General features: G+C 67.9%; 15 protein-coding genes. 10 read left to right on the top strand and 5 right to left on the bottom strand.

Annotation, left to right across the window (positions count from 1 at the left end; translation table 11 throughout):
• The 4 genes from glgB (at position 1) to KEG38_RS48070 (ending at position 8,240) form a co-directional block, all read left to right on the top strand.
• Positions 1-3,756 carry a 1,4-alpha-glucan branching protein GlgB gene (gene glgB / locus KEG38_RS56445; RefSeq protein ID WP_272427686.1) on the top strand — a complete coding sequence of 1,252 codons (3,756 nt, stop codon included), beginning with the start codon at positions 1-3 and terminating at the stop codon, positions 3,754-3,756.
• Entirely contained in the window at positions 3,753-6,293 is a 2,541-nt protein-coding gene (locus tag KEG38_RS48080; protein WP_272427685.1) for a DUF3536 domain-containing protein, read from the top strand. The genes glgB and KEG38_RS48080 overlap by 4 nt, the downstream gene beginning before the upstream one ends.
• Positions 6,290-6,781, top strand: coding sequence for an MGMT family protein (locus KEG38_RS48075; RefSeq protein ID WP_272427684.1), 492 nt, complete (start codon positions 6,290-6,292; stop codon positions 6,779-6,781). Before KEG38_RS48080 ends, KEG38_RS48075 begins: the two co-directional genes overlap by 4 nt.
• Before the next feature lie 118 nt (positions 6,782-6,899).
• A complete protein-coding gene (locus KEG38_RS48070) occupies positions 6,900-8,240 on the top strand; it encodes a prolipoprotein diacylglyceryl transferase (RefSeq protein ID WP_272427683.1) in 1,341 nt (446 codons plus the stop codon).
• On the opposite strand, the gene KEG38_RS48065 is transcribed toward KEG38_RS48070, so the two are convergent.
• The 4 genes from KEG38_RS48065 to KEG38_RS48050 all read right to left on the bottom strand — a co-directional run bounded on the left by KEG38_RS48065 (position 8,199) and on the right by KEG38_RS48050 (position 13,039).
• A complete protein-coding gene (locus KEG38_RS48065; protein WP_272427682.1) occupies positions 8,199-9,422 on the bottom strand; it encodes an ATP-grasp domain-containing protein in 1,224 nt (407 codons plus the stop codon). The two genes, KEG38_RS48070 and KEG38_RS48065, sit on opposite strands and share 42 nt — an antisense overlap.
• 34 nt (positions 9,423-9,456) lie before the next feature.
• Positions 9,457-11,103 carry a tetratricopeptide repeat protein gene (locus tag KEG38_RS48060; RefSeq protein WP_272427681.1) on the bottom strand — a complete coding sequence of 549 codons (1,647 nt, stop codon included), beginning with the start codon at positions 11,101-11,103 and terminating at the stop codon, positions 9,457-9,459.
• Positions 11,104-11,155: 52 nt separating this feature from the next.
• Complete coding sequence (locus tag KEG38_RS48055) at positions 11,156-11,710, bottom strand: YtfJ family protein (protein ID WP_272427680.1); 555 nt, start codon at positions 11,708-11,710, stop codon at positions 11,156-11,158.
• A gap of 90 nt (positions 11,711-11,800) precedes the next feature.
• Entirely contained in the window at positions 11,801-13,039 is a 1,239-nt protein-coding gene (locus KEG38_RS48050; protein ID WP_272427679.1) for a monooxygenase, read from the bottom strand.
• A 137-nt stretch (positions 13,040-13,176) separates the two neighbouring features.
• Here KEG38_RS48050 and KEG38_RS55880 point away from each other — a divergent pair, with 137 nt between their 5' ends.
• From KEG38_RS55880 to KEG38_RS48025, 5 genes are all read left to right on the top strand, one after another.
• A complete protein-coding gene (locus tag KEG38_RS55880; protein WP_272427678.1) occupies positions 13,177-14,625 on the top strand; it encodes a ferritin-like domain-containing protein in 1,449 nt (482 codons plus the stop codon).
• 31 nt (positions 14,626-14,656) lie between these two features.
• Entirely contained in the window at positions 14,657-15,043 is a 387-nt protein-coding gene (locus tag KEG38_RS48040) for an NFACT RNA binding domain-containing protein (protein ID WP_272427677.1), read from the top strand.
• 150 nt (positions 15,044-15,193) lie between these two features.
• Positions 15,194-16,213 (top strand): deoxyhypusine synthase family protein, encoded by a 1,020-nt coding sequence (locus KEG38_RS48035; protein ID WP_272427676.1) that lies wholly within the window; start codon positions 15,194-15,196, stop codon positions 16,211-16,213.
• Positions 16,214-16,222: 9 nt separating this feature from the next.
• Positions 16,223-17,545, top strand: coding sequence for an FAD-binding oxidoreductase (locus KEG38_RS48030; protein WP_272427675.1), 1,323 nt, complete (start codon positions 16,223-16,225; stop codon positions 17,543-17,545).
• Positions 17,542-18,282 carry an SDR family NAD(P)-dependent oxidoreductase gene (locus KEG38_RS48025; protein ID WP_272427674.1) on the top strand — a complete coding sequence of 247 codons (741 nt, stop codon included), beginning with the start codon at positions 17,542-17,544 and terminating at the stop codon, positions 18,280-18,282. The genes KEG38_RS48030 and KEG38_RS48025 overlap by 4 nt, the downstream gene beginning before the upstream one ends.
• Positions 18,283-18,291: 9 nt before the next feature.
• Here KEG38_RS48025 and KEG38_RS48020 read toward each other — a convergent pair whose 3' ends face one another.
• Positions 18,292-19,032: an SDR family NAD(P)-dependent oxidoreductase gene (locus KEG38_RS48020; protein ID WP_272427673.1), complete on the bottom strand. Its 741-nt coding sequence runs from the start codon at positions 19,030-19,032 to the stop codon at positions 18,292-18,294.
• A 241-nt stretch (positions 19,033-19,273) separates the two neighbouring features.
• On the opposite strand from KEG38_RS48020, the gene KEG38_RS48015 reads away from it, so the two are divergent.
• Positions 19,274-21,133 carry an FAD-binding oxidoreductase gene (locus KEG38_RS48015; protein WP_272427672.1) on the top strand — a complete coding sequence of 620 codons (1,860 nt, stop codon included), beginning with the start codon at positions 19,274-19,276 and terminating at the stop codon, positions 21,131-21,133.
• Positions 21,134-21,155: the final 22 nt, after the last annotated feature.

Raw genomic sequence — 21,155 nt, 5'->3', positions numbered from 1 at the left:
ATGGAGCTCGGGACCGCGGTTCGTCACGACGTCACTCGCCTCACGGAAGAGGATTTTTACCTCTTCGCCGAGGGCACGCACACCCGCCTCTACGACAAGCTCGGCGCCCATCCGATGGTCGTGGACGGCGCCGCGGGCACCTGCTTCGGCGTCTGGGCCCCGGACGCCGAGCGTGTCTCCGTCGTCGGCGATTTCAATGGCTGGGATCGTGATTCCCACCCCCTCGCGCGCCGTGGCGGCTCTGGCATCTGGGAAGGGTTCGTCCCGGGCGTCGGCAAGGGCACGGTCTACAAGTACTTCATCGCCTCCCGCTTCCACGGCTACGTCGTCGAGAAGGCCGATCCCTTCGGCTTTTTGCACGAGATCCCGCCGAAGACCGCGTCCATCGTCTGGGACCTCGCCTCGCTCGACAAGGAGCCCAAAAAGCCCCGCCAGAAGCGCACGAGCCCCGACAAACCCGTTTCGATCTACGAGGTCCACCTCGGCTCCTTCCGCCGCGCCGTCGAGGACGGGAACCGCCCGCTCACCTACCGCGAGCTCGCCGCCGAGCTGCCCGAGTATGCCGCGCGCATGGGCTTCACCCATGTCGAGCTCCTCCCCGTCATGGAGCACCCGTTCGGCGGCTCGTGGGGATATCAGATCACCGGCTATTACGCGCCCACCTCGCGTTTCGGCGTCCCCGATGATTTCCGGTACCTCGTCGATGCGCTCCACGACGCCGGCCTCGGCGTCATCCTCGACTGGGTCCCCTCGCATTTCCCCTCCGACGAGCACGGCCTCGGCTATTTCGACGGCACCTACCTTTTCGAGCACGCCGACCCGCGCAAGGGCTATCACCCCGACTGGAAGAGCCTCATCTTCAACTATGGCCGCAACGAGGTGATGAGCTTCCTCCTCTCGAACGCCCATTTCTGGCTCGATCGGTACCGCGCCGACAGCCTGCGCGTCGACGCCGTCGCCTCGATGCTCTACCTCGATTACTCCCGCAAGCACGGCGAGTGGATCCCGAATCGCTATGGCGGCCGCGAGAACCTCGAGGCGATCGATTTCCTTCGCCGCCTCAACGAATCGATATCCCGCGCCTTCCCGGACGTCCAGACCATCGCCGAGGAGTCTACCTCCTGGCCCATGGTCTCCCGCCCCGCGTACGTCGGCGGCCTCGGGTTCGGCTACAAATGGGACATGGGGTGGATGAACGACACGCTCAAGTACATGCAGAGCGACCCCGTCTATCGCAAGTTCGTCCACAACCAGCTCACGTTCCGCATGATGTATGCGTTCAGCGAGAGCTTCGTCCTGCCGCTCTCGCACGACGAGGTCGTCCACGGCAAGGGCTCGCTGCTCGGCAAGATGCCTGGTGACGAGTGGCAGAAATTCGCGAACCTGCGCATTCTCTTCGCGTACATGTGGGCCCAGCCGGGGAAAAAGTTGCTCTTCATGGGCGGCGAGATCGCCCAGCGGCGCGAGTGGAACCACGAATCGAGCCTCGACTGGCACCTGCTCGACGAGGGGCCCTACCATGCCGGCATGAAGCGGTTCGTCCAGGCGATGAACCGCCTCTACCGCGACTATCCCGCCCTGCACGAGCTCGACACGAGCCCCGAGGGCTTCCAGTGGATCGATTGCAACGACGCCGACAACAGCGTCGTCGTCTTCTACCGCCGTGCCCGCTCCACCGACGCCCTCGTCCTCGTCGCCCTGAACTTCACGCCCATGCCGCGCCAGCGTTATCGTGTCGGCCTGCCGCGCGGCGGCCGCTGGAAGGAGCTCGTCTCCAGCGACGCCCTGGAGTTCGGCGGCAGCGGCATGGGCGGCGGCGGCGACGTCGTCGCGGAAAACATCGAATGGCATAGCCGGAAAACCTCCGTCGAGATCACGCTCCCGCCGCTCGGCGCCGTCTTTTTCGTGCACGAGGGCCTCGCTGTCTCCGAGCGCCCGCTCGGCGCCGTCCACCTCGGCGAGGACCGCGCCCGCTTCCGCGTGTGGGCTCCGAACGCGGACAAGGTCGAGCTCGTCCTCCAGGGCAAACTCGAGCGCAGGATCCCCCTCGAACCCGAGGCGAGCGGCTATCACCAGGCCCTCGTCGACGGCGTCGCTCCCGGCGCGCGTTACCATTACGACCTTGGCGGCGGCAAGCTCCGCCCCGATCCAGCTTCACGCCTCCAGCCCGAAGGCGTCCACGGCCCGAGCGAGGTCGTGCGGAGTTTTTCCGACCACACCCCTGGCTGGACCGGCCGCCCGCTCGACGAATACGTCATTTACGAGCTCCACGTCGGCACCTTCACCCCCGAGGGCACGTTCGACGCCGCCATCTCGCGCCTCTCGCACCTCCGCGAGCTCGGCATCACGGCCGTCGAGCTCATGCCCGTCGCCGCGTTCCCCGGCGAGCGCAACTGGGGCTACGACGGCGCGTATCCCTTCGCCGTCCAGGCCTCCTACGGCGGCCCCGAGGGCCTGCGCCGCTTCGTCGACGCTTGCCATGCCGAGGGCATCGCCGTCATCCTCGACGTCGTCTACAACCACCTCGGCCCCGAGGGCACCTACCTCGCCGATTTCGGCCCCTACTTCGCCTCGTATTACCGAACGCGCTGGGGCGACGCCCTCAATTTCGACGGCCCGCATTCGGACGAGGTCCGCAAGTTCTTCATCGAGAGCGCGCTCCATTTCGTCACGCAGATGGGCATCGACGCCCTCCGCCTCGACGCCGTCAATGCGATCGTCGACAACTCGCCCCTCTCGTTCTTCGAGGAGCTCGGCGAGGCCGTCCATCGCCGCGCCTCCGAGCTCGGCCGCCTCGTCCACCTCATTGCCGAGAGCGACGACAACGACCCGCGCCTCGTCACGCCCTCGTCCCAGGGTGGCCACGGCCTCGATGGCCTCTGGAACGACGACGTCCATTACGCGCTCCTTGCCCTCCTCACGAACGAACGCATCGGCTACCTCCAGGACTTCGGCCTCGTCGAGCAGCTCGCCAAGACGTTTCGCGAGAACTTTGCGTTCGCCGGAGAATACTCCAAATACCGCCAGCGCCGCCGCGGCCGCCCGGCGGCGAGCGTCGACCCGCGGCGCCTCGTCACGTTTGTCCAGAACCACGACCAGGTCGGCAATCGCCCGCGTGGCGAGCGCCTCTCCGCGCGGGTCTCCTTCGACAAGCAGAAGCTCGCGGCCGCCGTCGTCCTGCTCTCGCCGTTCCTGCCCCTGCTCTTCATGGGCGAGGAATACGGCGAGATCGCGCCGTTCCCGTATTTCACGAGCCACGGCGATCCCACGCTCGTCGAGAATGTCCGCAAGGGCCGGGCTGCGGAGATGGCCAAGCTCGGATATTCCGAAAAACCGTTCGATCCGCAGGACGAGGCCACGTTCCGCCGCGCCAAGCTCGATTTCAAGCTTCGCACCACGGGGGATCACGGAAGGCTCCTCGCGTGGTACAAAGAGCTCATCCGGGCGCGGCGTGAGCTTTTCGCCTTCGCCGCGGAGGGCGGACGGCAGGCCGTCGCCTTCGAGGACGAGCGCCTCCTTTACGTGCGGCGCTGGAACCGTGACTCCGAGGTATTCGTGATTTACCATTTCGGCGACCACCCCGTCACCGTCACCTTGCCCGTGCCTTCGGGCACCTTCCGCCGCTCGCTCGCCTCGTCCGAGGCCCGCTTCGGCGGCAAGGGAGACGTCTCTGCGCCGGAGGAGATCACGTCGACCGGCCTCGTCCGCGTCACCCTCGGCCCGTCCGAGGCCGCGCTTTACGTGAGGGCTCGATGAAGGCTCCCGAGCGGTACGTCTGCGTCCACGGCCATTTTTATCAACCCCCGCGGGAAAACCCCTGGCTCGAAGCGATCGAGCAGCAGGACTCGGCCGCGCCCTGGCACGACTGGAACGCGCGCATCACGGCCGAGTGTTACGCGCCAAACGCCGCCGCGCGTGTCCTCGACGGCGAGGACCGCATCACGCGCATCGTCAACAACTACTCGCGCATCAGCTTCAATTTCGGCCCCACGCTCCTCGGCTGGATGGAGCACCACGCGAAGGAGACCTACCGGGCCATTCTCGCAGCGGACGAGGCGAGCGCGCGCCGCTTCGGTGGTCACGGCTCGGCCATGGCCCAGGCCTACAACCACCTCATCATGCCGCTCGCGAACCAGCGGGACAAACTCACGCAGGTTCGCTGGGGCATCGCCGATTTCGCAGCGCGGTTCCGCCGCAAACCCGAGGGCATGTGGCTCCCCGAGACGGCCGTCGACACCGAGACGCTCGAGGTCCTCGCGGCCGAAGGCATCGCCTTCACCGTCCTCGCGCCTCGCCAGGCCGCGCGTGTCCGCCGCATCGGCGGCAAGGAATGGATCGACGTCCGCGGCGGCCGCGTCGACCCCTCGATGGTCTATCGCGTCGAGCTCCCTTCCGGCCGCTCCATGGCCGTCTTCTTTTACGACGGCCCCGTCTCCCAGGCCGTCGCCTTCGAGCGCCTCCTCGCGAATGGCGAGCATTTCGCTGGACGGCTCGCCTCCGCCTTCGACAGCAAGCGCACCTTCCCGCAGATGGTCCACATCGCCACGGACGGCGAGACCTACGGCCACCACCACCGCTATGGCGAAATGGCCCTCGCCTGGGCCCTCGGCCACATCGAGGCGCATGGTTTGGCCAAATTGACCAATTACGGCGAGTTCCTGGAACGCCACCCGCCGACGCACGAGGCCGAGATCCTGGAGCGCACCTCCTGGAGCTGCGCCCACGGCGTCGAGCGCTGGCGCGCCGATTGCGGCTGCCGTTCCGGCTCCCCGCACGGATGGAACCAGTCCTGGCGCAAGCCCCTCCGTGATGCCCTCGACGCCCTCCGCGACGAGGTCGCGGGCCCCTTCGAGCGCGCGGCCGAGCGCCTCTTCCACGACCCCTGGGCCGCCCGTGACGCTTACATCGAGATCGTCCTCGAGCGCTCCCCGGCCACCCTCGCGCGCTTCTTCTCCGCGCACGCGACGCACGCGCTCTCGGCCGAAGAGCAAAGCGAGGCCCTCGCGCTCCTCGAGCTCCAGCGCAACGCGATGCTCATGTACACGAGCTGCGGCTGGTTCTTCGACGACCTCTCGGGCATCGAGACCGTGCAATGCCTCCAGTATGCCGGCCGTGTCGTCGAGCTCGGCGAGGCACTCTTCGGCAAGAGCCTCGAAGGCCCGTTTCTGGAAAAACTCGAAAAGGCCCGCTCGAACCTCCCCGAAATGGGCGACGGCCGCCGCGTCTGGGATCGCTTCGTCACCCGGGCGCGCGTCGATCTCCCGGCCGTCACCGCCCATTTCGCAACGAGCCTCGTCCAGGACGCCCCCCCGAGCACCTATTGTTACGACGTCCACGTCGAGGACCTCGAGACCCACGAGCGTAATGGCGCCAAGCTCCTCCTTGGCCGCACCCGCGTCACGAGCCGCCTCACGCTCGCCTCCGAATGCCACGACTTCAGCGTCCTCCACCTCGGCGATCACCGCGTCGCCGGAGGCGTCTTGCGTGATCCCGAGGGCGACGAGCACGTCGAGCGCCGCGCCGAGCTCGTCCGCACCTTCGAATCGGGCGACATGGAGGGCACGATGCGCCTTTTCTATCGCCGCTGCGACCGCACGATCGACTCGCTCGACTCCGTCTTCCGCGACGATCAGCGCCGCATCGTCGAGCGCCTCCTCGCCTCCACGCTCGCCGAGGTCGAGGCGGCCCAGCGCGCCCTTTTCGAGCGATATGCGCCGCTCCTCCGCCGCCTCGCCCCCTTACGCAGTCCCACGCCGCGCTCCTTGCTCGTCGCGGGCGAGCTCGTCCTCGGCGCCGACCTTTTGCGCGCCGCCGAGCGCACCCCGCCCGACGTCCTCTCCATGCGTCGCCTCCTCGCGCAGGCCAAGGAGCAAGACCTCCACGTCGACCGAGCCGCCGTGACCTTCACCCTCGGCCAGAGCCTCTCCGCGCTCGCCGAGCGCCTGCGCGAACGCGTTGTCGACGATCGGGGGCTCCGCTCCGGCGAGCGGAGCTCCGCCCCCGAACCCCCGCTGGATCCGCTCCTCCTCGCGGATCTCGACATGGCCGTCGAATTCGCGCATCGCGCCGGGTTTTCCGTCGACCTCTGGAAAACACAAAACGTGTTTTACCGACTCGCACATACCATCTACCCCGAGATGCGCACCCGCGCCGACGAGGGCGACGCCGCGGCGCATTCGATGTGCCTCGCGTTCCAGAGCCTCGCCGAGCGGCTCCGCGTCCGCTTGCCCGAGGGCGCCGCGCTGCCGCGCCTCCGCTCCCTGCGCGGGGAAGAAATCGAGGAGATCCCGTGAGCGCCCGCGGCGCGACGTCGAAATCGAAAAAAAAGCCGGCGAAAAAGGCCACGAGAACGCCCCTGAAGACGCGGGCTCGGATCTCGCGCGCCGAGCCCGACGACGCCGTCGAGCCGGTTTCCTGGTGGCAAGACTTCTACCGCGTCGTCCGCCGCATCCCCCGCGGCCGCGTCACCACCTATGGCGTGATCGCCGCCCTCGCCGGGCACCCGCGTTCCGCACGCCACGTCGGATTCGCCCTCGCCGCGCTGAAGGACCCCGACGGCGGCAGCACCGTCCCGTGGCAGCGGGTCCTCGGCAGCCGTCCTCGCAATCGCGCGGCCGTCACGATCAAGGACCCTGTCGGCGGCGCCCTCCAGCGCGCGCTCCTCGAATCCGAGGGCGTCACGTTCGATGCGCGCGGAAATGTCTCCCTCGATCGTTTCGGCTGGGCCGGCCCCGGCGCAAAAAAGCCCGCTGCCGCGCCTCGCAAACGCACGCGCGCCTGAGCCGCTCGTCCCCGGCCCGAATCTTGCGATCCTGCGTCGCCTGGATGCAGCCATTGCGTCCCCATCCCGCGTGGCCTCTGCGCCACCGCGACCTTCGATGCATCGAGGCAGGCACAACATGACCCACGCGAAACATCCTTCTCCTCTCTCCGTTGCGCTTTTCACGCGAATCCTGCGGGCCGCGGGGCTCACCGCGGGCGCGACCCTCGCCGTCGCGGCGGCTGCGTGTGGCGGCAACGTGGTCATCGATGCGGGCACAGGCGAAACGGGCGGCACGGGCGGCACGGGCGCTACGGGCGGCTCGGGCGGCGGCACCGGCGGCGTCCTCGGCAGCGCCGTCAGCGTCGTCAGCACCAGCGTCGGCGTCGGCGGGACGGGCGCGGGCGGCTCGCTCCCGTGTGAGAACCCGCCGCCCCCGGATGCCGAATATCGTCTCCTGTGCCTCGAAGGCTCCGTCGGCGGCAATTGCCCTCCACTCGCCGACGTCCAGGCCGAGCTCATGAAGCAGGTCCACGGCACCGACGAATGCGTCGGCTCGGGGACCTGCTGCTACGACCTCCCCGGCCTCGGCTGCCAAGAACTCGCGATCAGCGCCCAGTGCTGCTACTACGTGCCCATCGTCTTCGAGTCCTGCGAAGGCCGGCCCTTCGTCGTGGATGGCGAAGCGCGCACCGCCGACCCCGAAGCCCGCGCCGATTGGCTCCTGCAATCCGGGCAAGGTTTGGCCGAGCCACCCAATCTCTCGAACCTCGACCCCGCTACGCGCCGCGCCCTCGCCGACCATTTTACGCGCTCGGGCCTCTACGAGCACGCCTCCATCGCCTCCTTCGCGCGGTTCGTCCTGGAGCTGCTCGGCGCCGGCGCCCCGGCCTCGCTCGTCTCCGCCGCGCAAGAGGCCTTGGCCGACGAGGTACGGCACGCCAAACTCTGTTTCGGCCTCGCCAGCGCTTACGCAGGCGCGCCGGTGGGTCCGGGCACGCTCCCCATGCCCGAGGTCTCGATCCGGCGGACCCTTGCCGACATCGCGCTCGCCACGGTCCTCGAAGGCGCCGTCAACGAGACGCTCTCCGCGCTCGTCGCGGGCGAAGAGGCCCTGCGCGCGACCGATCCCGCGGTGAAGGCCACGCTCGTCTGGATCGCCGAGGACGAGGCCACGCACGCCGAGCTCGCGTGGCGCACGCTCGCGTGGGCGCTCGAAGCGGGCGGCCCCGAGGTCGCGCGCGCCCTCGAAAAGGCATTTTCCGTCGCCGTTTGCCCCGAGCCCGAGGACCTCGCCGCCCCCGGCGCGGACCCCGACAAACTCGCCGACCATGGCTGCCTCTCGGCCGCGGAAAAACGCGACGTCATGCGCCGCGCCATGGCCGACGTCATCCTTCCCGCCGCGCGCACGCTCCTCCGCGCGCCGCGCGCCCGCCGATCAGTGCGAGATGACGCGCACGAGCTGGACAATCTCGCGTAACGCCTCCGCGACGCCCTCCGTCTCCGGGTGGCGGACCAGCACATACCCTTCGCCCTCGTAACTCGCCGACCGCGGCTCGCCGACCTTGGGCCATTTCACGTCCGTGATCATCCCGCCGAGCTTGCGCTCCGCCTCCTCGATTCCCCACACCTCGCGCACCACGCCCGGCGCCTGCCCGCGCAGGAACGCCGCGCCCGTCGCGTACTTCCGCTCGCGCGGCGCCTCGAACGTATCGAACGTGATGAGCCGCGCGACCTGCTGATACATGTCGAAATCGTGGGCGCGCGCGTTCAGGTTCATGAGCTGCGCGCCGCCCGGTCGCGCGGCGACCTCGGAGAGCACGATCCGCCCGTCCTTTTGCCGGAACCACTCCATGTGGCAAATGCCCGTTTCCAGCCCGAGCACCGAAAGCGCCCGGAACCCGAGCTCCCTGATCGGAGCGAACTCAGGCCCGCTGATGTCGCGCGGCAGAAGCACGCACCACTGGATCCACGGGTTTTCCACGACCTCGATCGGATTCGGCAGGTACCGCGAGATCGAGTACCAGACGGGCTTGCCGCCGATCACCACCGCGTCGAACGTGTGCTCGGCCCCGCGCACGAACTCCTCGAGCAGCACGGGCGACGCCGGGGTCGGGGAGCTCTGCGCGAGCACGCGATCGAGCTCGGCCGCGTCCTTCACGACGAACGTGCTCGCCGAGCCCACGCCGGCCGGCGGCTTCGCGACCAGCGGAAAACCCACCTCGTTTGCGAAGCGCCGCGCCTCGGCCTCGTCCGGGGCGAGGTGGTGACGCGCGCAGGGCAATCCCGCCGCGCGGAGCACGTCTTTCATGCGCGGTTTGTCGCGGAAGTTCCGGATCACCTCCGCGCCCGGCCCCGGCAGCCTCAGCACGTCCCGCGCCTCGGCGACCGCGACCTGTACGAACTCGCTCACGGCGAGCAGCCGGTCGACGGGCGCGACGTTCGCGTCGATCCAGCGCGTCGCCGCCACGAGCTCCGCCGCGTCCTGCACGTTGCTCACGCGAAAATGCTTCACGACCCGTTCGAGGAGCACCGCCGGCAGGTTCTCCTCGACGTCCTGGCTCACGACCGCGAGCCCGAGCTCCGGCACGTCGAGCAGGGCGGCGATGAATCGGATGGCGCTCTCGTTGAAAAAAGGCGTGACGAAGACGGCGAATCGCATGGCGGGCGCCACCATACTCCGTTCGTCCCGGTCTTCAAGGCGTCGTGCGTGACGTCTGCGTGGCAGCGTCCGCCTCGCTCGCCGAGGTCGCCCCTCCGACCACGATAACCTCCGTGTCCCCCGCCTCCGGGGGCGCCTGTAATCGCGCGAGCAGCTCCTCGTAACGACGCCGGAAGGCTGGGCGATCCGGCGCGTTTCGTGCGGCTCGATACCGCGCATCGAGCGCCCGCTGGAAATCCCCGCGTGTGATCCACGACTCCGCGATCCGATCGAGCGCCGTCGCGTCCTCGGGGTCGAGCGCGAGCGCCGCCTCGTACGCCGCGTGCGCCGCGTCCTTCTCCCCGCGCGCCTCGCGGAGCCGCCCGATCGCCACGTGAATCCGCGGTCCATCCCGCCCGAGAAGCGCGAGCCTCCGCGCCGCGGCCTCGACCCGCGCGAGGTCCCCGGCCGCCGCCGCGCGCCGGATCCCCATTTCCTTTTCCGAGGCCGCGACCGCCCAGGCGCCCGCCGCCACGAGCCCCACCCCGACGAACGCCGCGCGCAACACCCACGCGCCAAGGCCCCGCGCTGCCGGGGCCGCTTGCGGCGCCGCGCTCGTTTGCCCCACGAGTACATTCCCGACCGTGCCGTCCCGAAGCTTCCAGATCGCGCCGTCGAGGATGAAGTGGTGCAAATTCACCGCTGCCGCCACGAGCAGCCCGAGCCCCGATTCGAACGGCAAGATCCCGAGCGCGCCTGGCGCGCAGACGATCGCGGGCAGCACCCAGATCGCCGATCCCGCCAGCACGGTTTTTCCGAGATACGAGAGCCCCGCCGGCGCCGCCTTCGCCACGCTGCCGGAGGCCCGCGCATAATGGAACGAGATCCACAAATATTGCACGCTGTGCGCGATCGCGACCCAGATGAACGCGAGTGCCGTCGCCCCGCCCGAAGCATACAGCGCCGGCCGCATGAGGCCGAGCAGCACGGGCAAAACGAACCACGCGGCCTGGCTCGCGACGAGCGCGAGCGCGGGCACGAGCCGCGCAATCCCGGCGATCTGCACGAGCGTCCGGATCACGAGCCCCGTCACCACCACGTACGAAGCCCCCACGACCGCGAGCGCGCCCAGGGCAAACCCTGCGGGAATCCCGAGCGGCGCGAATCGATAGGCGGCGCTCGCCGCTTGCAGAGGATCGGCTCCGCCGGCCGACGCGGAGCCGTGGATGTTCGCGAAGACGAGCACGAACGAGAGGACGAACGAGATCCAGACGAGCCGCCGGAGCGCGGGCGCCACCGTGATCCCCGCGCGGCGCAGGAACATCATCACGAGCCCGAAGTTCTGGGCCGTGTAATGCCAGGGGCTCCACGTGAGATAGAGCGTGATGAGCCACGTCCCGAGCCGCGGCGCGGCGAGCGACGCCGCGAAGGCCCCCCAAACCAGGAAACCGAGGGGGAAGGCATAAAGAAAATACCGCCGCCGCCCGGATTCTGTCCCATAGACCCGGAGCAGCGTCGCCCCGTAATGCGGGATCCCGGTCACGAGCACGACGAGCGGCAGCCACCCTTCGAGCGAGCCCATCGGCGCGCCGATCGCGGCGAGCGTGACGACGACGAGCCCGTACCCGATCCCGCATCCGAGCAGGAGATCGGGCCAGGGACCGAAGAGCCAGGGCCGGGGCGCCGCGACGGCGGTGGACATCGCGGCGCATGCTACCGCGACCGAACCGCTCGGGCCATCCTGCGAACGCTCTTCAGCTCCCCTCGACCGCGGCCTTCAGCGTGTCGACGAGTCGCTTCTGGTCCGCGCCCGCGGGCACGCCCTCCTTGGCGAACATCACCTTGCCGTCCTTGCCCACCATCACCACGCTCGTGATCTCGTTCTTCAGCTTGTAGGCCGAGCGCATCCCGCCGGTCCAATCGCAATAGACCGTCGTTCCCTGCTTCTTCGTCTCCTCGCGGACGGCGTCCTTCACGCTGCCGCGCGCGGGCCAGAAATCGTAAGGGCTCACGTCCGCGACGAGCAGGAGCGACACCTTCGACGCGTACGGCCCCGATTTCAGGAGCTTGACGAGGTCACGCCGGAATGCCTCGCTCTTCGGCGCCGACGTCCGATCGTCGTAGACGATGACGATCGGCTTTCCCTTCAGCGACTTGATCTCGACCGCCTTCCCGTCGGCGTCCTCGACACGCGCGTTCGGGGCGGCGCTTTGCTCCGAAAGCACGGCCAGGGCGGTTGCGCTCGGCAGCGTCGTCGCCGCAAGGAGGGTGATTCCGAAGGTGAGAAGGGTTCGTCGGGCAATAATCATTACCCATCAAACAAACCGCTTTTTTCGGATGCTGTCAAGCGCTCCACGATCGGCGGGGATCGGGAGAGTGCGCGCCGGCCGCCCCGGACATCAATTTTCCGTCAGGTAAAAAAACGCGATGCACATCTCGTCGTTCGTGCCCTGGCCCCAGGTCGTCGTCGTGTCGCGCCCGAACGTGTCGTACGTGCACGTGATGCGCATCATGTCGCCCCACGAGAGGTCGATGGGCTTCGTGTAATGGGCGAACCCCTGCCAGTGGAAATCCCAGTTGTTCACGCGGGCCAGGCATTTCTCCTCGCCATCCTGCAAAGCCGAGACGTGCATCCCCTTGCCGAGCTTGTGCATGTGCGGCCAGAGCCCCCACAAAGTGACGTTCATGGGCACGGGCATGCTCGCGCTCTGGTCGACGCTCGCCTGCTTCGGCGGCAAGAGCAGGTTCGTGGCCGCGATGCGCTGCACGGTAGCTTCCTTCGGGACGCTCTTTTCGAGCATGAGGTCGATCTGGGTGCGATCGGCGTGGCGCCCATTTTCGTTGTTGTAATGGATCTGCAAGATCGTCTTCCGCCCCGCGCGCATGCGGAGCCCCGTGCCCTCGGGAAAGCGGAGCGCCCCGCTTCCCGGGCCCGCGCCGACGAGCCACCGCGCGTCCGTCACGTGGATGTCGTCGATGCACGAATACCCGAACCCGGGCTCGCTCGCGTCGCGCGCCTCGGCCTCGGCCTCGGATTCCTTCGTGTCGATGGCGTAGAGCGTGAGGTGGTGCAGCATCGACGTGACGCCCGGACGAACGTGGAAGCCGGTGACGAACATGTCCTCCGTGAGCCCGGGATCGAGCACGAAGCACCGGTAATCATCGAGTTTCGCGGCATCTGGGGTATACGTGTCCTTCATGTCGATGGTCAGGTCGACCCGATCGAGCTCTGCGAGGGCCTTCGGCGCGGGGGGCGCGCCCACCGGCTTCTCGCCCTCGGGCGCGCCGGCGCGGGCCCAGGCCTCGATCGTGTCGATCTGCGCGTCCGTGAGCCAGCGGCCCTCGACGTACGTGTTGCATTCGCCGCTGTTGTCGAGGACGAACGGGGGCATGCTGCGCGACGCCGTGGCGATGCGGATCGCCTCGGCGGTGCGGCGCGCGTCCTCGTAATCGACGAGGGGAAACGGGGCAATGCCGTCCTTCTCGTGGCAACTCCGACAATGCTCGGCGAGGATGGGCGCCACGTCCTCGTGATACGTGGGTATCCGGAGCGGGGCGCTCGCGTCCCCCTCCTTGCTGCCGCACGCGACGAGCGAAAACATCAAAATCGTACCCAGGATCCACTGTGTCCGCATCATCGAGCCCTCCTTCGTGGGTCGGGGGCGACCTGTCGTGGTCGGGAGCGGCCGCTGCACGACGCGTTCCACGGCCCGGCGCGTCGCCTTCGTGTTCGGCGTCTCCCCCGGCGCGCCGATCTTCTGGTATTGTCCCCCTCGTGGACCGCTACCGAAGTTTACGTCTCTCCCTCCTCGTCGCGATCGGCGGAGCCGCGTGCTCGGCCTCGCCTCCGGCCTCGTCCGGCGCCGGTGAGGGCGCCGTCGTCGCCATCCCCACGTCGCCCGCGAGCGCGACGGCCGAGCCCCCGCCCGACGGCGAGCCCGAGCCGGAAAAGCCGAAGGGCATCGGCTGGGTGACCGAGAAAAACGGGAACATCCACCGCGCGACCCGCGTGACGTGCGACGCGACGATCGACATCCCCGCCTGCACGGGCACGGAGAAACACCAGTCCTGCAAGACGGACGCCGATTGCACGGAGCACCCGCACGGCAAGTGTACGAGCGGGGTCGGGCAGGTCGGGACGTATTGCGGCTGCACCTATTCGTGCGAGACCGACGACGACTGCGGCTCCGGAAAGGCCTGCATCTGCAAGGGCACGGGAGCCCTGCGCGCGCGCCACGCCGTCTGCGGGGACGCGTCCTGCGGCACCGACGCCGATTGCAAAGGGAGCACCTGCGGTTTGTCGACGTATTTCAATGGATGTTACGAGCAGGTCACGCTCGCTTGCCGCACCAAGGAGGACAAGTGCAAGAGCGACGCGGATTGCGGGATCTCCCCGCTCGGCTCGTCCTGCGTGGCGACCGGGCCGAGGGGCGCGAAGCCGACCTGGCAATGCGCGTCGATGTCCTGCGTGATCGGCCGTCCCCTCGTCGTGGAAGGCGAGGTCCGCGCAGCACGTCCCCGCGCCCGCGCAGACTGGCGAGCGCCGCTCGTCTTCGACGTGGAACACCTCGCCGCCCCGGCGCGCGAGGCGATCGCGGCGCACCACGCGGCCATCGCGGCCATGGAGCACGCCTCGATCGCGAGCTTCGCGCGGTTCTCGCTCCAGCTCCTCGCGCTCGGCGCGCCGGCGGAATTGCTCGCCGAGGCGCAAACCGCCGCCCGTGACGAGGTGGAGCACGCGCGGGTCGAATATGCCATCGCCTCCCGGATCGGCGGGCGAATCATCGGGCCGGACAAACTTCCGGACGCGACGGCGCGGCTCGCGACGGACGTCGTTTCGTTCGTGGAGTCGCTGGTCGTCGAGGGTTGCGTGGGCGAGACGCTCGGCGCGGCCGAGGGGCAGGAGGTGGCGCGCGCGGTGAAGGACGAAGGCCTCGGGGCCGCGCTCGCGCAGATCGCGGAGGAAGAGGCGCGGCACGCGGCGCTCGCGTGGAAAACGTTGCAATGGGCGCTCGACGCGTTCGGCGACGAGGCGCGTGAGGCCGCGGCGCGGGCGTTCGAGCGGGCCCGAGCGATGCATGAAAAGGATCCGCCGAAGATGCCGGTGGAAAACGAGGAATTCGGCGTACTCGGGGCGCGGACGCTGGGCGCGCTCCGGCGGCAGGCGCTCTGCGAGGTCGTCGCGCCGTGTGTTCAGAAGCTCGGGCTCGTCGCCTGGTCTTGAGGTTCGGCCCTTCGCAAGGCAGACTCCGCGCGTGGGAAGCAAAGGACGACCGTACCGCACCGTGACCGTGGAGGGCTTCGAGATCCTCATCGGCCGCGGCGCCGAGGACAACGACTACCTGACGTTCGACGTCGCGGCGCCGCACGACGTATGGCTGCACGTCGCAGGCGGGACGCCGGGGAGCCACGTCATCGTGCGCAACCCCGATCGCGTCGAGGTCCCCCGCTCGGTCGTCGAGGTCGCCGCCGCCGCGGCCGCCTGGTATTCGAAAGCGCGGGGTGCCCCGAAGGTCGAGGTGCATTTCTGCCGCGCGTCCGAGGTCTCGAAGCCCCGTGGCGCCCCCGCGGGGCTCGTCGAGATTTCGCGATACAAGAGCGTGAAGGTCAAGCCCACGGCGCCGGCCGGCGCGACGGATTGACAGGTCACGCTGACGTTCCGGCCGCGTGAACGCGAATCTTTTGCGTGATGTGGCCTCTGCCAGGTAGGACGTGCTACGCCTCGGGCGCCACGCGGCCGACCTCGATGGCCCGGCTCTCCCCGATCGACCGAAGGAATGGAAAGACTTCTCATGACGCCCCCCACGCTTCCGATTCTCGAGTTCATCCTGAAGAACTACAAGAACTTCAATGCGCGCGCGACGCGTGACGCGTTGATTGCCTACGTTCGACACATCGAGAGCGGCGGGAAGATGTTCTGGGCCCTCGCGGGAGCCATGTCGTCGGCGCAGCTCGGCATCACGCTCGCGCCTGCCATCCGCGCGGGGCTCATTCATGGCTTGTCCGTGACGGGGGCGAACCTCGAAGAGTCGCTCTTCCGGCTCGTCGCGCACGCGAGCTACAAGGATTTCCCCGACTATCGTTACTTCACGAAAGAGGACGACACGAAGATCCTCGAGGACCGCATGCGACGTGTCACCGACACGAGCATCCCCGAGGACGAGGCGTTCCGCGCCGTCGAGAAGTACCTCGTGCCCATGTGGAAAAACGCGAGCACGGCCGGCGAGCGGCGCTTCTGGCACGAATACTTCTACGACCTCATCCAGCGCCTCGAGCCTTCGCTTCACGAAGGCGACCCGGACGCGTGCTGGCTGCTCGCCGCCGCGCGCAAGAATCTCCCGATCGTGGTTCCCGGCTACGAGGATTCGACGTTCGGCAACATCTTCGCCTCCCACGTCAAGTTCGGCGAGTGCAGCGCGAGCATCGTCAAGTCCGGCATCGAGTACATGGCCGCGTTTTATGACCAGTATCGTGAGCTCTCGTCAGGATCGGGCGTGGGCTTCTTCCAGATCGGCGGCGGCATCGCCGGGGACTTCCCCATCTGCGTCGTGCCGTCGATCAAGTACGACCTCGAGCAGCCCGTGAAACCCTGGGCGTATTTCTGCCAGATCTCGGATTCGACGACGTCGTACGGCTCGTACTCGGGGGCGACGCCGAACGAGAAGATCACCTGGGACAAGCTCACGAAGGAGACGCCCATGTTCGTGATCGAATCCGACGCGACCATCGTGGCGCCCCTCCTCCTCAGCGCGTTGCTCGAATACAAGCAACACCCGGAGGCGGCGAACGTGCTCTTGTCGAAGCTCTCGTAGGAGGGAGCCATGGCCGAAGCGATCCTTTCGGCATGGGGGCGACTCGCCTTGCCGGGCGTCGAGCTCCTCGGGGAGAACCTCGAATCGCTCTCGCGCGGCACCACGCTGTCCAGGGGCATGGGTCGCTCGTACGGCGACTCGTCGCTGCCCGCCCGTGGTACCGACAGGGTCGTGTCCACGCGGCTCGCGAACCGGATCCTCGCGTTCGACGCGCGGACGGGCGTCGTGCGCGCCGAGGCGGGCATGAGCCTCGTCGAGCTCAATCGATTGTTCGTTCCGCGCGGCTTTTTCCCGCCCGTCACGCCTGGTACCAAGTTCGTCACGCTCGGCGGGATGGTCGCGAGCGACGTGCATGGAAAGAATCATCATCGCGAAGGCTGCTTCGGCGCGCACGTACGCTCCCTGCGCATGCGCCTCGCCGACGACAGCATCGTCACGTGTTCGCCCACGGAGCACGCTGATCTCTTCCACGCGACCATCGGCGGAATGGGCCTGCTCGGGCATATCCTCGAGGTCGAGTTCACGCTGCACCGCATTCCGAGTCCGTGGATTTTCATGGAAAGCGAGCGCGTGCGCGACATCGACGAGTTCCTCGCCGCCCTCGGACGCGCCGCGCCCCGGTGGCCCATGACCATGGGCTGGATCGATTGCCTCCATCGGGGGCGATCGATGGGCCGTGGGATCCTCATGGCAGGCCGATGGGCCGAGCCGCACGAGGCCCCCAAGGCGCCGCCGCGCGCGGCCGCCGAGTTGACGTTCCCGGTCGAGCTCCCCAACTGGGCGCTCAACCCGGCGACGGCGAGCCTCTTCAACATGGCTTATTATTGGCGACACACGCAGCAACGAGTGGAGACGATCGTCGCGCCGGAGCCGTTCTTCTATCCGCTCGACGCAATTCTGGATTGGAACCGCGTGTATGGTCCGCGGGGTTTTACCCAGTACCAGTGCGTCCTGCCGCGCGCGGCCGGGCCGGCTGCCGTGCGTGAATTCATGGAGCTCTTGACGCGGCTCGGCGGTGCGTCGCCGCTTTGCGTGATCAAGGACTGCGGGCCCGAAGGCGAGGGGCTGCTCTCGTTCCCGCTCGAAGGGACGTCGATCGCCGTGGACATGGCGATCTCGCCGGACATCCAGCGAATCGTCGATCGCCTGAACGAGTTCGTCATCGCGGCGGGCGGGCGGATCTACCTGACGAAGGATCGTTTCACACGGCCAGAGCATTTTCGCGCGATGGAGCCGCGGCTCGAACGTTTCCTCGCGGCGCGAGAGAAATGGGACCCTCACAGGCGGCTGCGGAGCGCGCAGTCCGTGCGGCTTTTTGGAGATCGGGCATGAAGGCGGTCGTTCTCGGTGGCACGGCAGGCATGGGACGCGCGGTCGCGCGAAGGCTCGCGGAGCGGGGAGACGAGGTCTTCCTGATGGGACGCGACGCGGGCGACCTCGCCCGGAGCGCGGCCGATCTCGAAGCGCGGCAAGCAAAAAACGCCCGCGTGGGGTACGCCCTATGCGACCTCGAAAAACCCGAGGGCTTCGCCGCTGCGCTCGACGAAGCCGACCGAGCGCTCGGCGGGTTCGATACGGTCGTCGTCACGGCGGGGATGTTCGCGACCCAGGAGGCGCTGGAGGCGGACGTCGAGCTCACGCGCCGTGTCCTCACGGTGAACTACACGAATACCGTCGTCTTCTGCGAGCACGCGCGCAAACGACTCCTCGAACGCGGGGGCGGGCGGCTCACCGTCTTTTCGTCGGTGGCGGGCGATCGGGGACGCAAGCCGGTCGCGCTTTATGGATCGAGCAAGGCCGGCCTCTCGCATTATCTCGAGGCGCTCGACCACAAGTTTCACGCGAAGGGGCTCTCCGTCCTTTGCGTCAAGCCCGGATTCGTCAAGACCGGCATGACGGCGGGGCTCAAGCCGCCGCCGTTCGCCGGTGAGCCGGACGAGGTCGCGAAGGATGTCGTGCGAGCGATGGTCGCGCGCAAGCCGCTCCTCTACACGCCCGCGATCTGGGCGCTCGTCATGCTCGTGATTCGATGTCTGCCGCGCTTCGTGATGCGCCGGATCGGCTTCTGAATCGCGCCCTCAGCGCCCGGAGAGGAACGGGAGCTTCTGGAAAAGGGCCTCGGGCATCCGCCGCACCACGGGCATGATCAGGCCCCACCTCGCGGGCACGTAGGCCTCGGGCGTTCCGTCGTCCATCGCGCGCACGATGTCCTTCGCCACCGCGGCGGGCTTGCCGAAAAGAGCGGTCTTTTCGTGATCCCGCGTCATCGGCGTATCGACCGGGCCGAGCTTGAGCGTCGTCACCGTCACGCCCGAACCATAGAGGCGCGTGCGCAGCCCTTGCAGATAAACGTTGAGCGCACCTTTGGCCGCGCCGTAGGTGTAGTTCCGGGGGCGCCCGCGATCTCCGGCGACCGAGGTGATGACGCCGAGTCGACCTTTCCGGGCGGCCTCCATGTGATTCGCGAGCGGGATGAGCAGGGAGACGACGCTGGTGAAGTTCGTACGGACAATCGCCTCCGCTTCGTCGAAGGAACGCTCGCTGGCGAGCTGATCGCCGAGGTCTCCGTGCGCGATGAGCGCAGCGTCGATGTTGCCGAGCGCCGTGATCGCGTCCGTGATGACGCGCTCGTTCGCGCCGAGCTCACCGAAGTCGCTGGTCGCCACGGAGACCGTCGCGCCCGTGCATCGCGCGGCCACCGCGGCGAGCTTTTCGGGGTTGCGACCAACCAGGTGGAGGCGATCGCCGCGAACCGCGTGAATTTGCGCGACCTCCGCTGCAATTGCGGACGTGGCACCGAGGATCAAGACACGTTGCATGGAAAATCCGGGCGTATGCGCGAGCCGCGCTTGCTTTGGGCGGCGATGCTAGCCTCCCCGTCTCCCTCGTTCAAGGCCTCGCCGGGTGAAGGCAAGGCCGGTGATGCCGCGATGCAGCACGATCTGCCTGCGACTTGAGGTGCGGCACGACACAACTTCATCGTGCTACTCTCCCGCCCGCTCGTCCCGTAAGCGGACCACTCCCCTCTGGATTTCCTCTCGCCCACCCCTATCGAACATCATGGCGCACGAAAAGCGTGACAATGCACCCGGCTCGGCACACCTCCCTCCGCGCGGCGCGCGGGAGCCGAGCACACGTATCATCCCCCGCTCCGCCCCGCAGGCCACGGACGCCGAGAGCCTGGATGGCTGGGGTTTTGCCGATACTCGTTTCGTCGTGAAGCCGAACGGCAACGTCGTTCTCACCGGCGGCCGTTACAACATCAGCAACGTCGATCTCCCCTCGCTGCTGCCGTGGATCTCGGCCACGCTCGCCGCGCCTCTCTCCTATGGCAACCGGAACGAGCCGCATTACCCTCCGCCGGTCCCCGACGCCAGGGAGGCGACCGATCTCGTCGCCGCGCTGCGCGTCTTCCTCAAAGAAGATCAGATATCGAGCGATCCGCTCGTCCGCCTGCGCCGAGGCCACGGGCACACGGGCGCCGAGATCTGGGCCATCCGTTACGAGCGTCTGGAGCGCGTGCCGGATCTCGTCGTGTTTCCCACGTCGCATGACGAAGTCGTGAAAATCACCGAGGCAGCCAAGCAACACGGCGCGTGCCTCATTCCTTTCGGCGGCGGCACGAACGTCACGGATGCCTTGCGCCTCTCGGTCCACGAAGAGCGGTTCGTCATCGCGGTCGATATGCGGCGCATGAACAAGATCCTCTGGATCGATCCCGTCAACCGCATGGCCTGCATCGAGGCCGGCGCGACGGGCCGGCATATCGTCGCCGAGCTCGAGAAGTACGGGCTCACCATGGGACACGAGCCCGACAGCCTCGAGTTCTCGACGCTGGGCGGATGGATCGCGACCAACGCGAGCGGCATGAAGAAAAACCGCTATGGCAACATCGAAGATCTCGTCCTCGACATGCAGATCGTCACCGCGCGCGGCGTCGTCGAGCGGCCGCAGGTGGCGCCACGCGAGAGCATCGGCGCCAATCCGAAGAACTTCATGTTCGGGAGTGAAGGCAACTACGGCATCGTCACCACCGCCGTCGTGAAGCTCTTCGCCATGCCCGAGGTGCAGCGCTACGGGAGCGTCATCTTCCCCAACCTCGAGCGTGGGCTCGCGTTCCTCTATGACTTGCAGCGCGCCGGCGCCGTGCCCGCGAGCGTGCGCGTGATGGACAATACGCAATTTCATTTCGGCCAGGCGCTCAAGCCGAAGAAATCCGGATTGCTCGCGCATGCCAAGAGCCATGCGGAGAAGATCCTGGTGACACGGCTCAAGGGCTTCGATCCGAACCAGCTCGCCGTGGCCACCATCGTGTTCGAAGGGACGAAAGAAGAGGTCGAGTTCCAGGAGAAGACGCTCTACCGCATCGCTCGACAGCACGGCGGCCTGAAGGCCGGCGCGGCGAACGGCGAGCGTGGGTATCAGCTCACGTTCGGCATCGCGTACATCCGGGATCTCACATTCGAGCATTGGGCCATCGCCGAGAGCTTCGAGACGAGCGTCCCGTGGAGCCGCGCGCTGGAGCTGTACGACCGCGTCCACAAGCGCATCCTGCGCGAGCACGAGCAGCGGCGCTTGCCGGGCAAACCCTTCTTCACCGGCCGGATCACGCAGGTTTATCCGACGGGCGTCTGCATCTACTTCTACCTCGGCTTTTATGCCAAAGGGGTCGAAGATCCCGTACGTCAATATGCCGAGCTGGAGCACGCCGCGCGCGAGGAGATCCTGGCCGCTGGGGGCTCTCTGTCCCACCACCACGGCATCGGCAAGATCCGGCAGGATTTCGTGAAGGACATCTACTCGGAGGGCGCGCGCACGTTCATGCGGGACGTGAAGCAGGCCGTCGACCCGGACAACCTCTTCGGCGCGGCGAACCACGGCGTGCTCGGCCAGGTACGGCTCGAGCGCGACGAAGGGTAATCGAGGAGGTGCCGCGATGAAC

Origin of the sequence: Polyangium jinanense (assembly GCF_028435265.1) — a bacterium.
Classification (GTDB): domain Bacteria; phylum Myxococcota_A; class Polyangia; order Polyangiales; family Polyangiaceae; genus Polyangium; species Polyangium jinanense.
Note: the sequence above shows the minus strand (reverse complement) of the source record. Positions and strands in the feature narration are given on the sequence as shown.